This is a genomic window from Pseudomonas sp. MYb118 (assembly GCF_040947875.1).
Lineage (GTDB): Bacteria > Pseudomonadota > Gammaproteobacteria > Pseudomonadales > Pseudomonadaceae > Aquipseudomonas.
In genome coordinates, this window is record NZ_JBFRXN010000002.1 from 1,403,191 (window position 1) to 1,417,650 (window position 14,460).

The 14,460-nt window shown below is 62.4% G+C and carries 13 protein-coding genes; 3 read left to right on the forward strand and 10 right to left on the reverse strand.

All coding sequences use genetic code 11. The features are described 5' to 3' along the window. Positions 1–228: 228 nt before the first annotated feature. On the reverse strand, positions 229–1,092 hold the full coding sequence (locus ABVN20_RS12300; RefSeq protein WP_368555907.1) for a LysR family transcriptional regulator: 864 nt from the start codon (positions 1,090–1,092) through the stop codon (positions 229–231). Between the two features lie 16 nt (positions 1,093–1,108). After that, positions 1,109–3,382 (reverse strand): heavy metal translocating P-type ATPase, encoded by a 2,274-nt coding sequence (locus tag ABVN20_RS12305; RefSeq protein WP_368555908.1) that lies wholly within the window; start codon positions 3,380–3,382, stop codon positions 1,109–1,111. A gap of 85 nt (positions 3,383–3,467) precedes the next feature. Here ABVN20_RS12305 and cadR point away from each other — a divergent pair, with 85 nt between their 5' ends. After that, a complete protein-coding gene (gene cadR / locus ABVN20_RS12310) occupies positions 3,468–3,917 on the forward strand; it encodes a Cd(II)/Pb(II)-responsive transcriptional regulator (RefSeq protein ID WP_368555909.1) in 450 nt (149 codons plus the stop codon). A gap of 20 nt (positions 3,918–3,937) precedes the next feature. On the opposite strand, the gene ABVN20_RS12315 is transcribed toward cadR, so the two are convergent. The 4 genes from ABVN20_RS12315 to ABVN20_RS12330 all read right to left on the reverse strand — a co-directional run bounded on the left by ABVN20_RS12315 (position 3,938) and on the right by ABVN20_RS12330 (position 7,735). Continuing rightward, complete coding sequence (locus tag ABVN20_RS12315) at positions 3,938–4,774, reverse strand: hypothetical protein (protein WP_368555911.1); 837 nt, start codon at positions 4,772–4,774, stop codon at positions 3,938–3,940. A 262-nt stretch (positions 4,775–5,036) separates the two neighbouring features. After that, entirely contained in the window at positions 5,037–6,008 is a 972-nt protein-coding gene (locus tag ABVN20_RS12320; RefSeq protein WP_368555912.1) for a thymidylate synthase, read from the reverse strand. A 48-nt stretch (positions 6,009–6,056) separates the two neighbouring features. Further along, positions 6,057–6,869, reverse strand: a complete 813-nt coding sequence (lgt, locus tag ABVN20_RS12325; RefSeq protein WP_368555914.1) for a prolipoprotein diacylglyceryl transferase — start codon at positions 6,867–6,869, stop codon at positions 6,057–6,059. Positions 6,870–6,952: 83 nt separating this feature from the next. After that, entirely contained in the window at positions 6,953–7,735 is a 783-nt protein-coding gene (locus tag ABVN20_RS12330; protein ID WP_368555915.1) for a sulfite exporter TauE/SafE family protein, read from the reverse strand. 135 nt (positions 7,736–7,870) lie between these two features. Here ABVN20_RS12330 and ABVN20_RS12335 point away from each other — a divergent pair, with 135 nt between their 5' ends. Beyond that, positions 7,871–8,617, forward strand: coding sequence for an NRDE family protein (locus tag ABVN20_RS12335; protein WP_368555916.1), 747 nt, complete (start codon positions 7,871–7,873; stop codon positions 8,615–8,617). A 115-nt stretch (positions 8,618–8,732) separates the two neighbouring features. Here the strand turns inward: ABVN20_RS12335 and ptsP are convergent, their stop codons facing one another. Both ptsP and ABVN20_RS12345 read right to left on the reverse strand, forming a co-directional pair. Continuing rightward, positions 8,733–11,012: a phosphoenolpyruvate--protein phosphotransferase gene (gene ptsP, locus ABVN20_RS12340; protein ID WP_368555917.1), complete on the reverse strand. Its 2,280-nt coding sequence runs from the start codon at positions 11,010–11,012 to the stop codon at positions 8,733–8,735. A 22-nt stretch (positions 11,013–11,034) separates the two neighbouring features. Continuing rightward, positions 11,035–11,514: an RNA pyrophosphohydrolase gene (locus ABVN20_RS12345; RefSeq protein ID WP_007897732.1), complete on the reverse strand. Its 480-nt coding sequence runs from the start codon at positions 11,512–11,514 to the stop codon at positions 11,035–11,037. A gap of 143 nt (positions 11,515–11,657) precedes the next feature. On the opposite strand from ABVN20_RS12345, the gene ABVN20_RS12350 reads away from it, so the two are divergent. Next, the gene (locus tag ABVN20_RS12350) at positions 11,658–12,314 is read left to right on the forward strand and encodes an HAD family hydrolase (RefSeq protein ID WP_368555918.1); all 657 of its coding nucleotides are present in this window, start codon (positions 11,658–11,660) and stop codon (positions 12,312–12,314) included. A 115-nt stretch (positions 12,315–12,429) separates the two neighbouring features. Here ABVN20_RS12350 and ABVN20_RS12355 read toward each other — a convergent pair whose 3' ends face one another. Continuing rightward, positions 12,430–12,855: a DUF2269 domain-containing protein gene (locus tag ABVN20_RS12355; protein WP_368555919.1), complete on the reverse strand. Its 426-nt coding sequence runs from the start codon at positions 12,853–12,855 to the stop codon at positions 12,430–12,432. 39 nt (positions 12,856–12,894) lie between these two features. After that, the gene (gene ilvA / locus ABVN20_RS12360) at positions 12,895–14,409 is read right to left on the reverse strand and encodes a threonine ammonia-lyase, biosynthetic (protein WP_368555920.1); all 1,515 of its coding nucleotides are present in this window, start codon (positions 14,407–14,409) and stop codon (positions 12,895–12,897) included. Positions 14,410–14,460: the final 51 nt, after the last annotated feature.

The window sequence follows — 14,460 nt, forward strand, 5'->3', positions numbered from 1 at the left end:
TCCTAGAGTTGTAATGAGACCGTCATGTGGCAGTAAGGCAAAAACTGGTGATAGTGGTATTCGGGGATTTGGGTTCAGCCCTGATCGTTCCCACGTCGAGGCGTCGAACCGTCTGCGTGGGAATGCAGCCCGGGACACTCTGCGTCCCAAGAAGCCGAACGCGGAGCGTCCGAAGAGGCATTCCCACGCAGAGCGTGGGAACGATCACTTACACAGACGCCGAAGGTCTCAGACCGGCGCCATCTCCTGCGCCACCCCCAGGAACGCCGCCGGCAACCGCGCGCCTTTGCGCTCCTTGAGGCAATACAGGTACTCGGGAATCTGCGGCGCATTTTCCAGGGTCAGCACACGCAGTTGTGGGTCATGGGGCACTTCCTGGCGGGCAATGATGCTGATGCCGATGTTGCGCAGTACCGCTTCGCGAATCGACTCGCGGCTGCCAATCTCCAGCAGTGGCCCGAAATCCACACCGGCGCCGGCCAGCAACTCCTCGGTCAGGCGCCGGGTGGTCGAGCCCGGCTCGCGCATCAGCAGCGTGTGCCCGACCAGCGCACTGAGCGGCACGTGGTCGTGCACCGCCAACGGATGATTGCGATGCACCGCCAGCACCAGCGGATCGCTACCCAGCACCCGGCGGATCAGCCGCGCATCGTCGAGCAACTGCGAGGATGCGGCGACGTCCACCCGGTATTCCTCCAGCGCTTCGAGCACCTGCTGGGAGTTGCCAATCTCCACCGACACTTCGACCTGAGGCAGACGTTCGCGAAAGGTCTTCACCAGGTCGAGGATGTAGTAAGGCGCGGTGGCCGCGATGCGTAAGGTGCCCTGGACCTGGCCGCTGTTGCGCAGGAAAAACTCGATGTCGGCTTCCTGCTGCAACAGCGCCTTGACCATCGGCAACAGCCGCGCGCCGTCATCGCTGACGCTCAGGCGTCGCCCGCCGCGGTAGAACAGCTCCACCGAATACTGGCTTTCCAGGTGGCGGATCTGCGTCGTCACCGTGGGCTGGCTCAGGCCGAGCTTTTTCGCCGCCAGGGTAATGCTGCCCAGGCGGGCCACCATGTAAAACGCCTTCAGCTCGGCACTCAGCACAACCGCCCCTCATCCGTTATTTGCGCAACAGGCGCAAACCATTGAACACCACCAGCAGGCTCACGCCCATGTCGGCGAACACCGCCATCCACATGGTAGCGACCCCGAAGAAGGTTACCCCAAGAAAGATCGCCTTGATGACCAATGCCAGGGCGATGTTCTGCTTGAGGATGCTCGAGGTTTGCCGGGACAGGCGGACAAACGCCGGGATTTTGCGCAAATCGTCGTCCATCAGGGCGACATCGGCGGTTTCGATGGCGGTGTCGGTGCCGGCGGCCGCCATGGCGAAACCGATCTGCGCACGGGCCAGCGCCGGGGCGTCGTTGATGCCGTCGCCCACCATGCCGACCTGATGGCCCTTGGCATACAACGCCTCGATGGCTTGCAACTTGTCGGTCGGCAGCAGATCGCCCTGGGCTTCGTCGATGCCCACCTGCGCAGCAATCGCCTGGGCCGTGTGGACGTTGTCACCGGTGAGCATCAGGGTCTTGATGCCCAGCTCATGCAGTTGTTCGATGGCGTCGCGGCTGGAGTCCTTCACCGTGTCGGCCACGGCGAACAGCGCCAGAGGCCCCGAGGCGTCGAGCAGCAGCACCACGGATTTGCCTTGTTTTTCCAGGGCGAAGAGTTTTTCCTCCAGCGCCGGGGAACACAACTGCAACTCTTCCACCAGACGGTGATTGCCCAGGTGGTAGACCTGGCCATTGATCTCACCACGCACACCCCTCCCGGCCAGCGCCGCGAAGTTATCCACAGTCAGCGGCGTCAGGTTTTTATCCACAGCCGCCTGGGCTATCGCCAGCGACACCGGGTGGTCCGAGCGCCCGGCGAGCGCGGCAGCAATGGCCGGCGCCAGGGCCTGGGCGGTCGGGTCGAGCGCCAGGTAATCGGTCTGTACCGGTTTGCCGTGGGTGATGGTGCCGGTCTTGTCCAGCGCCAGGTAATCGAGCTTGTGGCCACCCTCCAGGTAAACGCCGCCCTTGATCAGGATGCCTTTGCGCGCCGCCGCGGCAAGGCCGCTGACGATGGTCACCGGGGTGGAAATCACCAGCGCACACGGACAGGCCACCACCAGCAGCACCAGCGCACGGTAGATCCAGTCGAACCACGCCGCACTCATGAACAGCGGCGGGATCACCGCCACCGCCAGGGCCAGGACAAACACCGCCGGGGTGTAGATTTTCGAGAACTGATCGACGAAGCGCTGGGTCGGTGCCCGCGCCCCCTGCGCCTGCTCGACCACGTGGATGATTCGCGCCAGGGTCGACTGGTTGGCCAGTGCCGTGACCGCGTACTCCAGGGAACCGGCCTGATTGATGGTGCCGGCGAACACCTTGTCGCCAACGCCCTTCTCCACCGGCAGGCTCTCGCCGGTGATCGGCGCCTGGTCGATGGTCGAACTGCCCGCCACCACTTCACCGTCCAGGCCAATACGCTCGCCCGGCCGCACGCGCACCCGCGCGCCGAGGGCGATGGTCTTCACATCCTGCTCCAGCCAACTGCCGTTGGCCTGCAACACCGTGGCCTGATCCGGGGTCATCTGCATCAGGCCGCTGATGGCATTGCGTGCGCGGTCCAGGGACCGGGCTTCGATCAACTCGGCCACGGTGAACAGGAACATCACCATCGCCGCTTCCGGCCACTGGCCGATCAGGATGGCACCGGTCACCGCGATGCTCATCAGCGCGTTGATGTTGAGGTTGCGGTTCTTCAGGGCAATCCAGCCCTTCTTGTAGGTGCCCAGGCCACCGCTGAAGATCGAGATCAGCGCGATGATCGCCACCACCCAACTCGGCGCCGCGCTGGTGAAATGCACCACTTCGGCGGCAAGCGCAGTCACGCCCGACAGCGCCAATGGCCACCACGGTTTTTTCGCCGGCGCGGCTGCCGGCGCTTCGACGCCCTGCTCCAGCGGCTCGGCCTGCATGCCCAGGGATTTGATCGCCTCGATGATCGGCGCCGTATCCGCCAGCTCGTGGGTTACGCCGAGCACACGGTTGATCAAATTGAATTCCAGTTGTTGCACGCCGGCCAGTTTGCCGAGCTTGTTCTGGATCAGCGTCTGTTCGGTCGGGCAGTCCATGGCCTCGATGCGAAAGCTGCTGAGTCTGGCGTTGGCGCTGGGGGCCTCGGTCAATTGAACCCGCGACGGCGCCGCCGCTTTCGCCGAACAGCAGGAGTCGCCAGGGCCGCCATGCGAGTGTTTATGCACAGGCTGCAGCTTGTGGCCGTGATCGTGCCCATCTTCGTGGGTGTGCGTGTGGGTCGAGGAATGCCGGGAATCGCTCATGGGTCGCGTCCTTGAAAGTACCTGTTGCCAAGTAAAGACCCTGTAGCCACTATAGGGTCAAGCACCCTTTTTGGAGACGACCGTCATGAAGATCGGCGAACTGGCAAAACTCACCGACTGTGCCGTAGAGACCATCCGTTACTACGAGCGCGAGAATCTGCTGCCGGAACCGGCGCGCAGTGACGGCAACTACCGCGTCTACACCCAGGCCCATGCCGAGCGCCTGACCTTCATCCGCAACTGCCGCACCCTGGACATGACCCTCGAGGAAATCCGCAGCCTGCTGGCCTTTCGCGACAGCCCACAGGACCAGTGCGAGAGCGTGAACGCGCTGGTGGACGAGCACATTCACCACGTGAAGGCCAGGATCGACGGGCTGCTGGCACTGCAGGCGCAACTGATCGACCTGCGCCGCCGTTGCGGCGAAGGGCCGGACGTTGATCAGTGCGGGATTCTGCAACGTCTGGAAGTCAGTGGCGGCGTGGTGGCGACGGAGGTGGAGCATTCACATGTGGGCCGTAGTCACGGGCATTGAGACCGCCGCCACGTGGTTCATCAGAGCAACTGAAATTCGATAATGCCTCTCGGGCCCAGGCCGTAGAGCATTCCCTGAGGCATACCTGAGCCTAGAAACGCACTGCAGGCCAGAAAAACCTTTTCCCCACGATAAGGTTGGTAGACGGATGGCTGAATTCGGAACTCAATGGCCGCCTCGGGGGTGACGGTCAACTGACGCTGATAGTCTCTGAGATTGACGGCCGTAGAGCCTCCGTTCAAGTCACTTCTTATTGTCATGAGGATGGCATTGTTACCACCCAGATTGATGATTTTCGGGATATGCAAAACAATGCCATGCGGAAATTTATCCACTTCCAGCACGCCATTCTCGACGCCTTCAATAGAAATCGAACCTGTCTGTTCAAGCGCCTTTACGAAGGAGACAAATCTGGATAAGGAAGGCAGCGCGCTTCCATTTCTCATGATGATAAAAATGACTTCCAACTGTTGCCCCACAAATTGCAGAGCTTGCACATCCGGCAAAGTGAAATGCATCGGCGAGAACTCGGTCACTGTCTTTGACGGCAACTCAAAGTTAGCGCCTGTGCTGAGCGAGTGCCCTTGCAATCGCACTTCATCACCCATCTGAAACTCTATCTCATTGACATCAACCCCAAAAAACAACGCGTCAACGAAAACCGGCCCGCCCTCCAATACCTCCTGGGGAACCATGGCGCCCCAGGGACTGACGCCGGACAAAGCGTGAATCTCTCCCGTTCGGCCTCGGCAGTTCACCGTTGGCCTGGAGTACATTGGAGCGCTCGAACCCTGAGTTTGAATGTCCACGACAGGGTCCGCGAATCCATGGATTGGAAAATCTGTAATGACTGACATATGCACCTCCACAAATAAACAAAGGGTGTTGCCGACCCAAGCCGGGCGGCTTCAAGTCAGTCAAACACCCTTCGATTTATTCGCCAGCTGTCAGAAATAACAGTGTGTTAGATCTTTTTGCAATCAGCCTTACTTGGAAGAATTACACCTCACGGCCGTTGACCCTGTAGGAGCGAGCTTGCTCGCGATGGCGGTTCAGACACACCGGTGTCGACTGACACTCCATCGCGAGCAAGCTCGCTCCTACGGAGGTTGGGCGGTGTTACACCGCCATCGGCGCCGTCATCGGCGCGTGGTGCTGATAGCCTTCGAGCGAGAAGTCACCCGGCTCCACCAGCTCCAGCCATTCAGGCTGGTACACGCCGGTCTTGGCGAACTCCGGCACACGGTCGCTGATCTTGAGCTTGGGCATCGGGAACGGCTCGCGGGTGAGCTGTTCGTTGAGCATGTCCAGGTGGTTTTCGTAGACGTGGGCGTCACCGATGAAATAGGTGAACCAGCGCGGTGTGTAGCCGGTCAGGCGACCGATCAGGCTCAGCAGCGCGGCGCCTTCGGTGAGGTTGAACGGCGTGCCCAGGCCCAGGTCGTTGGAACGGATGTAGAGGGTCAGGGAAATCTCTTTCGTCTCGACATTCGGGTGGAACTGGTACAGCAGGTGGCACGGCGGCAGGGCCATTTCATCCAGTTGCGCGACGTTCCAGCCGTGGAACAGGATGCGCCGGCTGCCCGGGTCCTTGATGATGGTGTCGACGCACTGGCGAACCTGGTCGATGGCCTTGTACAGCACGACATAAGCCTGGCCGTCTTCTTCACCTTCGGCGATCTGGCGGTAGCCCTGGCCCAGGGTCTGCTCGATGGCCGCTCGGTTGCTCAGCGGGATCTGCTTGTACGCCGGCCATTTGCGCCATTGCACGCCGTAGATCTCGCCCAGGTCGTCTTCGCCCTGGCGGAACGGGTTGGCCAGCCACTGTGCATTTTCGTTGGCGTTCTGATCCCAGACCTTGCAGCCCAGTGCGCGGAATTCGGCGGCGTTGTTCACCCCGCGCAGGAAACCGCACATTTCGCCGATGGCCGACTTGAAGGCCATCTTGCGCGTGGTGATCGCCGGAAAACCCTCCTGCAGGTCATAACGCAGCATCGCGCCGGGGAAGCTGATGGTGTTCACGCCGGTGCGGTTGGCCTGCTTGGTGCCGTTCTTGATGACGTGGGCGACCAGTTCGAGATATTGCTTCATGAGTTACCTGTTTCCTTGAACCCGGGGCGCGGGCCCCGGGGTTCGAATTTAGGCGGCAGCCGCAGGCGGTGCCGGTGCGCGATTGTAGGCCAGCCAGATGAGGAACAGGCCACCGATGATCATCGGCACACACAGCACCTGACCCATGGTCAGCCAGTTCCAGGCCAGGTAGCCCAGTTGCGCGTCCGGTACGCGGACGAATTCGACGATGAAACGGAAGATGCCGTAGAACAGCGCGAACATCCCCGACACCGCCATGGTCGGCCGCGGCTTGCGCGAGAACAGCCACAGGATGACGAACAGCGCGACGCCTTCCAGGGCGAACTGATAGAGCTGCGAAGGGTGACGCGGCAGTTGCGCCGGATCACTGAACGGCGGGAAGACCATGGCCCACGGTACGTCGGTAGCCTTGCCCCACAATTCGGCATTGATGAAGTTGCCAATGCGCCCGGCCCCCAGGCCGATGGGTACCATGGGCGCGACGAAGTCCATCAATTGGAAGAACGACTTGTTGTTCTTCTTGCCGAACCACAACGCCGCCAGCATCACGCCGATGAAGCCGCCGTGGAACGACATGCCGCCCTTCCACACCTCGAAGATCAGCATCGGGTTGGCCAGGTAAGCACTCAGATCGTAGAACAGCACATAACCCAGGCGACCGCCGACGATGACGCCCATCGACATCCAGAACACCATGTCGGAGAGTTTTTCCTTGGTCCAGGTCGGGTCGAAGCGGTTCAGCCGGCGCGATGCCAGCAGCCACGCACCGCCGATGCCGATCAGGTACATCAAGCCGTACCAGTGGATTTTCAGCGGACCGATGGCCAGGGCCACCGGATCGATCTGCGGGTAAGGCAGCATTGCGACTCCTCGTTAGCGTTCAAACGTTCAATATTCCCGGGCGACGCTGTCACGCCAGGATTAAGCCAGGATTGTGCGATGCGTCAGAGCAGGAAACTCAAACCTACGCAGAACAGCAAAGCGGCGAACAACCTTTTCAGCAAGCGCGGCGACAACCTGTGGGCCAATCGCGCGCCCAGCCGGGCGAAGACCATGCTGGTCAGGGCAATGCCCAGCAGCGCCGGCAGATAAACAAAACCCAGACTATGGGCCGGCAACAGCGGATCGTGCCAGCCCAGAATCATGAAACTTAATGCACTTGCCACAGCGATCGGCAGGCCGCAGGCCGACGACGTGGCCACCGCCTGCTGCATCGGCACACTGCGCCAGGTCAGGAACGGCACGGTCAGCGAGCCGCCGCCAATGCCGAAAATCGCCGAGGCCCAGCCAATCACCGTGCCCGCCACGGTCAGACCGACTTTCCCCGGCACCGTTCGGCTGGCCTTGGGTTTGAGGTCCATGGCCAGTTGCACGGCGATGACCAGGGCGAACACGCCGATGATCTTCTGCAGGTTGGGGCCCGAGATCGCCTCGGCGGTCAGCGCGCCGAAACCGGCGCCCAGCAGGATACCGACGGTCATCCAGGCGAAGATCGGCCAGCGCACCGCGCCAATGCGATGATGCTCGCGCACCGCGTTGACCGAGGTAAAAATGATCGTCGCCAGCGAAGTGCCGACTGCCAGGTGCGTGAGGATCGAGGCATCGAAACCCTGCAAGGTGAAACTGAACACCAGCACCGGCACGATAATGATCCCGCCACCCACGCCAAACAGGCCGGCGAGCACGCCTGCACAGGCGCCAAGCGCCAGATAGAGCAGAAATTCCATGGGCGATCCCTGTTCACCACGCAAAACCGGACCGGCATGGTAACGGATGCGGGGCCTGCGGCTCCACTGTGAAGCCGATGGATCGACGGGCGATGTCTGCGTAGAGTGGGCAAAAAAACACACAAGGACCACCTTATGTGCCTGATTGTCTTTGCCTGGCGCCCGGGTCATGCCCAGCCGCTGATCGTCGCGGCCAACCGCGACGAGTTCTACGCCCGGCCCAGCCTGCCCCTGGGGCAATGGCAGGAAACCCCGCAGGTCTACGCCGGCCGTGATCTGGAAGCGGGTGGCACCTGGCTCGGCGTCGGCGCCAATGGGCGCTTTGCCGCGCTGACCAACATCCGCGACCCGCACCAGCCTGCCGCGCGTAAATCCCGGGGTGAACTGGTGGCGCGCTTTCTCGGCGGCAGCATGCCGATAGACGACTATCTGGACGATGTGGTCGCCCGCTCTCTGGAATATGCCGGTTTCAACCTGCTGGTCGGCAACACCAACGAACTGTGGCATTACCACGCCCGCGACGCCGAGGCCGTACTGTTGCCGCCGGGGGTCTATGGGTTGTCCAATGCCGGGCTGGATACGCCATGGCCCAAGCTGCTCAAGGCCCGGGCGGGGCTGGAGACGTTGCTCGACGATCCCCAGCCCGAGCGGCTTCTGGGATTGCTAAGCGACGCGCAGACCGCGCCGTTCGCCGAGTTACCGGACACCGGGGTCGGGCTGGCGACGGAGTCGTTGCTGTCGAGTGTTTTCATTGCCAGCCAGAGCTATGGGACCCGGGCAAGTACGGCGTTGATCGTGCAGGCGGATGGCTCGCGGCACCTGGTTGAGCGCAGCTTTGGGCCGTATGGGGGGCATCTTGGGGAGGTTGAGGTCAGGATCTAGATTGTGTGGTGTTTGGGCAGAAGCTATCGCGAGCAGGCTCGCTCCCACATTGGATCTGTGAACGACACAAATCTCCTGTGGGGGCGAGCCTGCTCGCGATGGGCGCGACTCGGTCTCAGCCCGCCTTCGCCGCCACCGGATTGACCATCTTCGCCAACCCCAGTTTCTTCAGCGCCAGTTGCAGCGAGCTGTGGATAACCTGCGGGTTGTCGATGGTCATCAATTCGGCCAGCAGTTCCTTGGCCATGTCCAGGTTGATCTGGCGCAGCATCCACTTCACCTTCGGCAGGTTGGTGGCGTTCATCGACAGGCTGTCGAAACCCATCGCCGTCAGCAGCACCGCCGCCGCCGGGTCGCCGGCCATTTCGCCGCAGATACTCACCGGCTTGCCTTCGGCATGGGCGTCACGCACCACGGTTTGCAGTGCTTGCAGCACCGCCGGGTGCAGGTAGTCGTAGAGGTCTGCCACCCGTGGGTTGTTGCGGTCCACGGCGAGCAGGTACTGGGTCAGGTCGTTGGAGCCGACCGACAGGAAGTCCACCTGCCGCGCGAGCTCTTTGGTCTGGTACACCGCCGCCGGAATCTCGATCATCACCCCGATCGGCGGCATCGGCACGTCGGTGCCTTCGTCGCGCACTTCGCCCCAGGCCCGGTGAATCAGGTGCAAGGCTTCTTCGAGTTCGTGAATGCCCGAAATCATCGGCAGCAGAATGCGCAGGTTGTTCAGGCCTTCGCTGGCCTTGAGCATCGCGCGGGTCTGCACCAGGAAGATTTCCGGGTGGTCGAGGGTGACGCGAATACCGCGCCAGCCCAGGAACGGGTTGTCTTCCTTGATCGGGAAGTACGACAGCGCCTTGTCACCGCCGATGTCCAGCGTACGCATGGTCACCGGTTGCGGGTGGAACGCGGCGAGTTGCTCGCGATAGATCGCCAGTTGTTCCTTTTCGCTCGGGAAGCGCTGGTTGATCATGAACGGCACTTCGGTGCGGTACAGGCCCACCCCTTCGGCGCCACGCTTCTGCGCACGGGCGACGTCCGCCAGCAGGCCGGTGTTGACCCACAACGGCATGCGATGACCATCGACGGTCACGCACGGCAGGTCGCGCAGGGAATCGAGCCCGAGCGCCAGTTGTTTCTCTTCTTCCACCACCTCGGCGAACTGCTTGCGCAAGACATCGCTGGGGTTGGTGAAGACTTCGCCGCGAAGACCGTCGACGATCATTTCGATGCCGTCGACCTTGGCGTACGGCAGATCGACCAGGCCCATCACCGTCGGAATGCCCATGGCCCGAGCCAGGATCGCGACGTGGGAGTTGCCCGAGCCGAGCACCGAGACCAGGCCGACCAGGGTGCCTTCCGGGACCTCGCCGAGCATGGCCGGGGTCAGTTCCTCGGCGACCAGAATGGTTTTTTCCGGATAGACCAGGCTCTGCTGGCGCTCTTCCTGCAAATAGGCGAGCAACCGGCGCCCCAGGTCCTTGACGTCCGAGGCCCGCTCGCGCAGGTAGGCGTCGTCCATCAGTTCGAAACGGTTGACGTGATCGGTGACCACCTGGCGCAGCGCGCCCTGGGCCCACTGGCCGGTCTTGATCACCGTGGTCACTTCACTGCCCAGTGCGGCGTCGTCGAGCATCATCAGGTAGACGTCGAACAGCGCCCGCTCCTCGGGCCGCAGCTGGGTGGCGAGCTTGGCGGACAAGGCCCGCATGTCGGCGCGCACGCCTTCGATGGCGGTCTTGAACAGCTTCAGTTCCGCGTCGATGTCAACGATGGTCTTGTCGGGCACCACGTCCAGATCGGCCGGTGGCAGCATGACCACCGCCGTGCCGACCGCCGCACCGGGCGAGCCCGGCACGCCGACGAACTTGGCTTCCTGGATACCCTTGCCCTGGCGGCCCAGGCCACGGATGGAACCGGTGGCTTCGGCGTGGGCGATAACCCCGGCGAGCTGCGCGCTCATGGTCACGAGGAAGGCTTCTTCGCCTTCGTCGAACTGGCGACGCTCCTTTTGCTGGATGACCAGGACGCCGACGACGCGGCGGTGGTGGATGATCGGCGCCCCGAGGAACGAGGCGTAGCGCTCTTCACCGGTCTCGGCGAAGTAGCGGTAGCGCGGGTGATCCGCGGCGTTCTCGAGGTTCAGGGGTTCTTCACGCGTGCCGACCAGGCCGACCAGACCCTCATTGGGCGCCATGCTGACCTTGCCGATCGAGCGCTTGTTCAAGCCCTCGGTCGCCATCAACACGAAACGGTTGGTCTCGGGATCAAGCAGGTAGACCGAGCAGACCTGGCTGCCCATGGCCTCTTTGACGCGCAACACAATAATCCCCAACGCCGCCTTGAGATCCTTGGCGGAGTTAACTTCCTGGACGATCTTGCGCAGCGTATTGAGCATGGCTCGGGGTCGAACTCCGTCGTCAGTCGCGCGCTAAAAGGCGCGGGGCAAGCTCTTTGAGAGCGCGTCGATACACCTCGCGCTTGAATGTCACCACCTGGCCCAACGGATACCAATAGCTGACCCAGCGCCAGCCATCGAATTCCGGTTTACCGGTCAAATCCATCCGCACCCGCTGCTCGTTGGAGATCAGGCGCAGGAGAAACCATTTCTGTTTCTGGCCGATGCACAGCGGTTGGCTGTGGGTACGGACCAGGCGTTGCGGCAAACGATAGCGCAACCAGCCGCGGGTACAGGCGAGAATTTCAACGTCTTCGCGCTCCAGGCCCACTTCTTCGTTCAGCTCGCGGTACAAGGCGTCTTCCGGCGTCTCCTGAGGGTTGATCCCCCCTTGTGGAAACTGCCAGGCATCTTGATTGATACGGCGAGCCCATAGCACCTGTCCGGCATCATTCGTGAGAATGATCCCGACATTGGGGCGGAAACCATCGGGGTCGATCACGGCAACAACCTCGCAAACGCATGTCGCCGCATTGTTCCACAAAGGTCGTGAAGGCAGCAACGCGCCGACCGACCTTATGTGCACTCTGGTGAAAAGTCCGTATTCTGGGCGCCTTTCTACAGACTTTTCAGCGAGCGACCGTAATGCGCCTGGCTTTATTCGACTTGGACAACACCCTCCTGGGCGGCGACAGTGACCACGCCTGGGGCGATTACCTGTGCGAACGCGGCTTCCTCGACGCCGTCGCCTACAAGACCCGCAATGATGCGTTCTACCAGGATTACCTGGCCGGCCAGCTGGACAACGCCGCCTACCTGAATTTCTGCCTCGAAGTGCTCGGCCGCACCGAAATGGCCACGCTGGACGAATGGCACCTGAACTACATGCGCGACTGCATCGAGCCGATCGTGCTGCCCAAGGCCATGGCCCTGTTGGCCAAGCACCGTGAAGCGGGTGACAAGCTGGTGATCATCACCGCCACCAACCGTTTTGTCACCGCGCCAATTGCCGCACGACTGGGCGTCGAAACCCTGATCGCCACCGAATGCGAAATGGTCGATGGCCGCTACACCGGCCGCAGCACCGACATCCCGTGCTTCCGTGAAGGCAAGGTGACACGCCTGACCCGCTGGCTGGAAGAAACCGGGCATTCGCTGGAAGACAGCTACTTCTATAGCGACTCGATGAATGACCTGCCGCTGCTGGAGCAGGTGACGAACCCGGTGGCAGTGGACCCGGACCCGAACCTGCGCGCCGAGGCCGAGAAGCGTGGGTGGCCGGTCATCAGTCTGCGCGACTGAAAACGCCCCCCTGTAGGAGCGAGCTTGCTCGCGATGGCGGTGGGTCAGTCAACCATTATGTGACTGACACAATGCTATCGCGAGCAAGCTCGCTCCTACAGGGGAGGTGTACGCTTCAGACGGGTTTAGCGCCCATCAACCCGGCAATGGCGATAAAGCAGACAAAACTGAACACCGCCAGCGCCAGGCTGAATTTGCCCACGCCGCCCGGGGTCTTGCGCAGCTTGTTCAGGCGCACCAGCAACCAGAACCACGCCAGCGCCGCCACGGTGTAGAGCACGCTGGAGGCCAGCAGCCAGGTCTGGCCCAGTGGCCAGCCCACCCGATGCACCATCCCCCAGCCGGTGAATGGCAAGCTCAACAGCGCCAGCCCCATCACCAGCCAGACGAACACCCGTGGCCGTTGCAACGTGCGGCTGGCCGCTGTGGCATCGCCACTGCGCCGCGTGCGCCAGACCCAGATCGCCAGGCCCAACGCACTGAGCAACACCAGCGCCGTGGCCACGACATGCGCCATTTTCAGGGCGGTCAACGTTTCCATGGTTCGATTTCCTTATGCGTTGCCCATCAGCGTAGCCGTTCAGCCAAGAAACAGCTGATAGGCCGGGTTGTCGCTTTCGTCCCAGTACGGATAGCCGATTTCCTCGAGCGCGGCCGGCACCAGATGGCGCTCGTCGTGCGGCACCTGCAGGCCGGCGACCACCCGGCCGTCGGCCGCACCATGGTTGCGATAGTGGAACATCGAGATGTTCCAGCGCCCGCCCAGCTTATTGAGGAAGTTGAACAACGCGCCCGGCCGTTCCGGAAATTCGAAGCGCAGCACCACTTCATCGACGACCTGGGCCGCGCGACCGCCGACCATGTGGCGGATGTGCAACTTGGCCAGCTCGTTGTCGGTCAGGTCCAGCACCGGGAATCCCTGCTCGGTGAGGCTGGCGATCAGCGCGCTGCGCGGATCGTTCTCCGGGTGGGTCTGCACACCGACAAAGATGTGCGCTTCGCTGCCGGTGTTGTAGCGATAGTTGAACTCGGTGATCTGGCGCTTGCCGATGGCCTCGCAGAACGCCTTGAAGCTGCCTGGCTTCTCCGGGATGGTCACGGCGATGATGGCCTCGCGACCTTCACCCAGCTCGGCGCGCTCGGCGACGTGGCGCAGGCGGTCGAAGTTGACGTTGGCGCCGGAGTCGATGGCCACGAAGGTATGCCCGCTGACGCCATGCTGCTCAACGTACTTCTTGATCCCGGCCACGCCCAGGGCGCCGGCAGGTTCGGTGATCGAGCGGGTATCGTCGTAGATATCCTTGATCGCCGCGCAAATCTCGTCGGTGCTGACGGTGATCACTTCATCGACGTAGTCTTTGCAGATATCGAAGGTGTGCTGGCCGATCTGCGCCACGGCCACGCCGTCGGCAAAGATGCCCACGGTCGGCAGCACCACGCGCTCGCCGGCCGCCATGGCCGCTTGCAGGCAGTTGGAGTCATCCGGCTCGACGCCAATGATTTTGATCTCCGGGCGCAGGTACTTGGCGTACGCCGCGATGCCGGCAATCAAGCCACCGCCGCCCACGGGGACGAAGATCGCATCCAGGCGCCCCGGCTGCTGGCGCAGGATTTCCATCGCCACGGTGCCCTGCCCCGCGATGGTGTGCGGATCATCGTAGGGGTGGATGTAGACGTAGCCCTTTTCGTCGACCAGTTTGAGCGAATAGGCCAGGGCTTCCGGGAACGAATCGCCGTGCAGCACCACTTTGCCGCCGCGCGAACGCACGCCCTCGACCTTGATTTCCGGGGTGGTCTTGGGCATGACGATGGTGGCTTTCACGCCCAGCACTTTCGCCGCCAGGGCCAGGCCCTGCGCATGGTTACCGGCGGACGCGGTGACCACGCCACGCGCGCGCTCAGCATCGCTCAGTTGCGTGAGCTTGTTGTAGGCCCCGCGAATCTTGAACGAGAACACCGGCTGCAAGTCTTCGCGCTTGAGCAAAATACTGTTGCCCAGCCGCTCGGAGAGCTGGCGGGCAGTCTGCAAAGGGGTTTCTACGGCAACGTCATAAACGCGCGAGGTGAGGATCTTCTTGACGTACTGTTCGAGCATCGGAAAGCATCACTGGGCGGGTTGGGCGGAACCGGGGAGTCTAACCCGCAT

Bases quoted from the DNA above. Each gene is read 5' to 3' on its own strand.
- ABVN20_RS12305 (WP_368555908.1), bottom strand. From the start codon at position 3,382: ATGAGCGATTCCCGGCATTCCTCGACCCACACGCACACCCACGAAGAT.
- cadR (WP_368555909.1), top strand. From the start codon at position 3,468: ATGAAGATCGGCGAACTGGCAAAACTCACCGACTGTGCCGTAGAGACC.
- ABVN20_RS12315 (WP_368555911.1), bottom strand. From the start codon at position 4,774: ATGTCAGTCATTACAGATTTTCCAATCCATGGATTCGCGGACCCTGTC.
- ABVN20_RS12320 (WP_368555912.1), bottom strand. From the start codon at position 6,008: ATGAAGCAATATCTCGAACTGGTCGCCCACGTCATCAAGAACGGCACC.
- lgt (WP_368555914.1), bottom strand. From the start codon at position 6,869: ATGCTGCCTTACCCGCAGATCGATCCGGTGGCCCTGGCCATCGGTCCG.
- ABVN20_RS12330 (WP_368555915.1), bottom strand. From the start codon at position 7,735: ATGGAATTTCTGCTCTATCTGGCGCTTGGCGCCTGTGCAGGCGTGCTC.
- ABVN20_RS12335 (WP_368555916.1), top strand. From the start codon at position 7,871: ATGTGCCTGATTGTCTTTGCCTGGCGCCCGGGTCATGCCCAGCCGCTG.
- ptsP (WP_368555917.1), bottom strand. From the start codon at position 11,012: ATGCTCAATACGCTGCGCAAGATCGTCCAGGAAGTTAACTCCGCCAAG.
- ABVN20_RS12350 (WP_368555918.1), top strand. From the start codon at position 11,658: ATGCGCCTGGCTTTATTCGACTTGGACAACACCCTCCTGGGCGGCGAC.
- ABVN20_RS12355 (WP_368555919.1), bottom strand. From the start codon at position 12,855: ATGGAAACGTTGACCGCCCTGAAAATGGCGCATGTCGTGGCCACGGCG.
- ilvA (WP_368555920.1), bottom strand. From the start codon at position 14,409: ATGCTCGAACAGTACGTCAAGAAGATCCTCACCTCGCGCGTTTATGAC.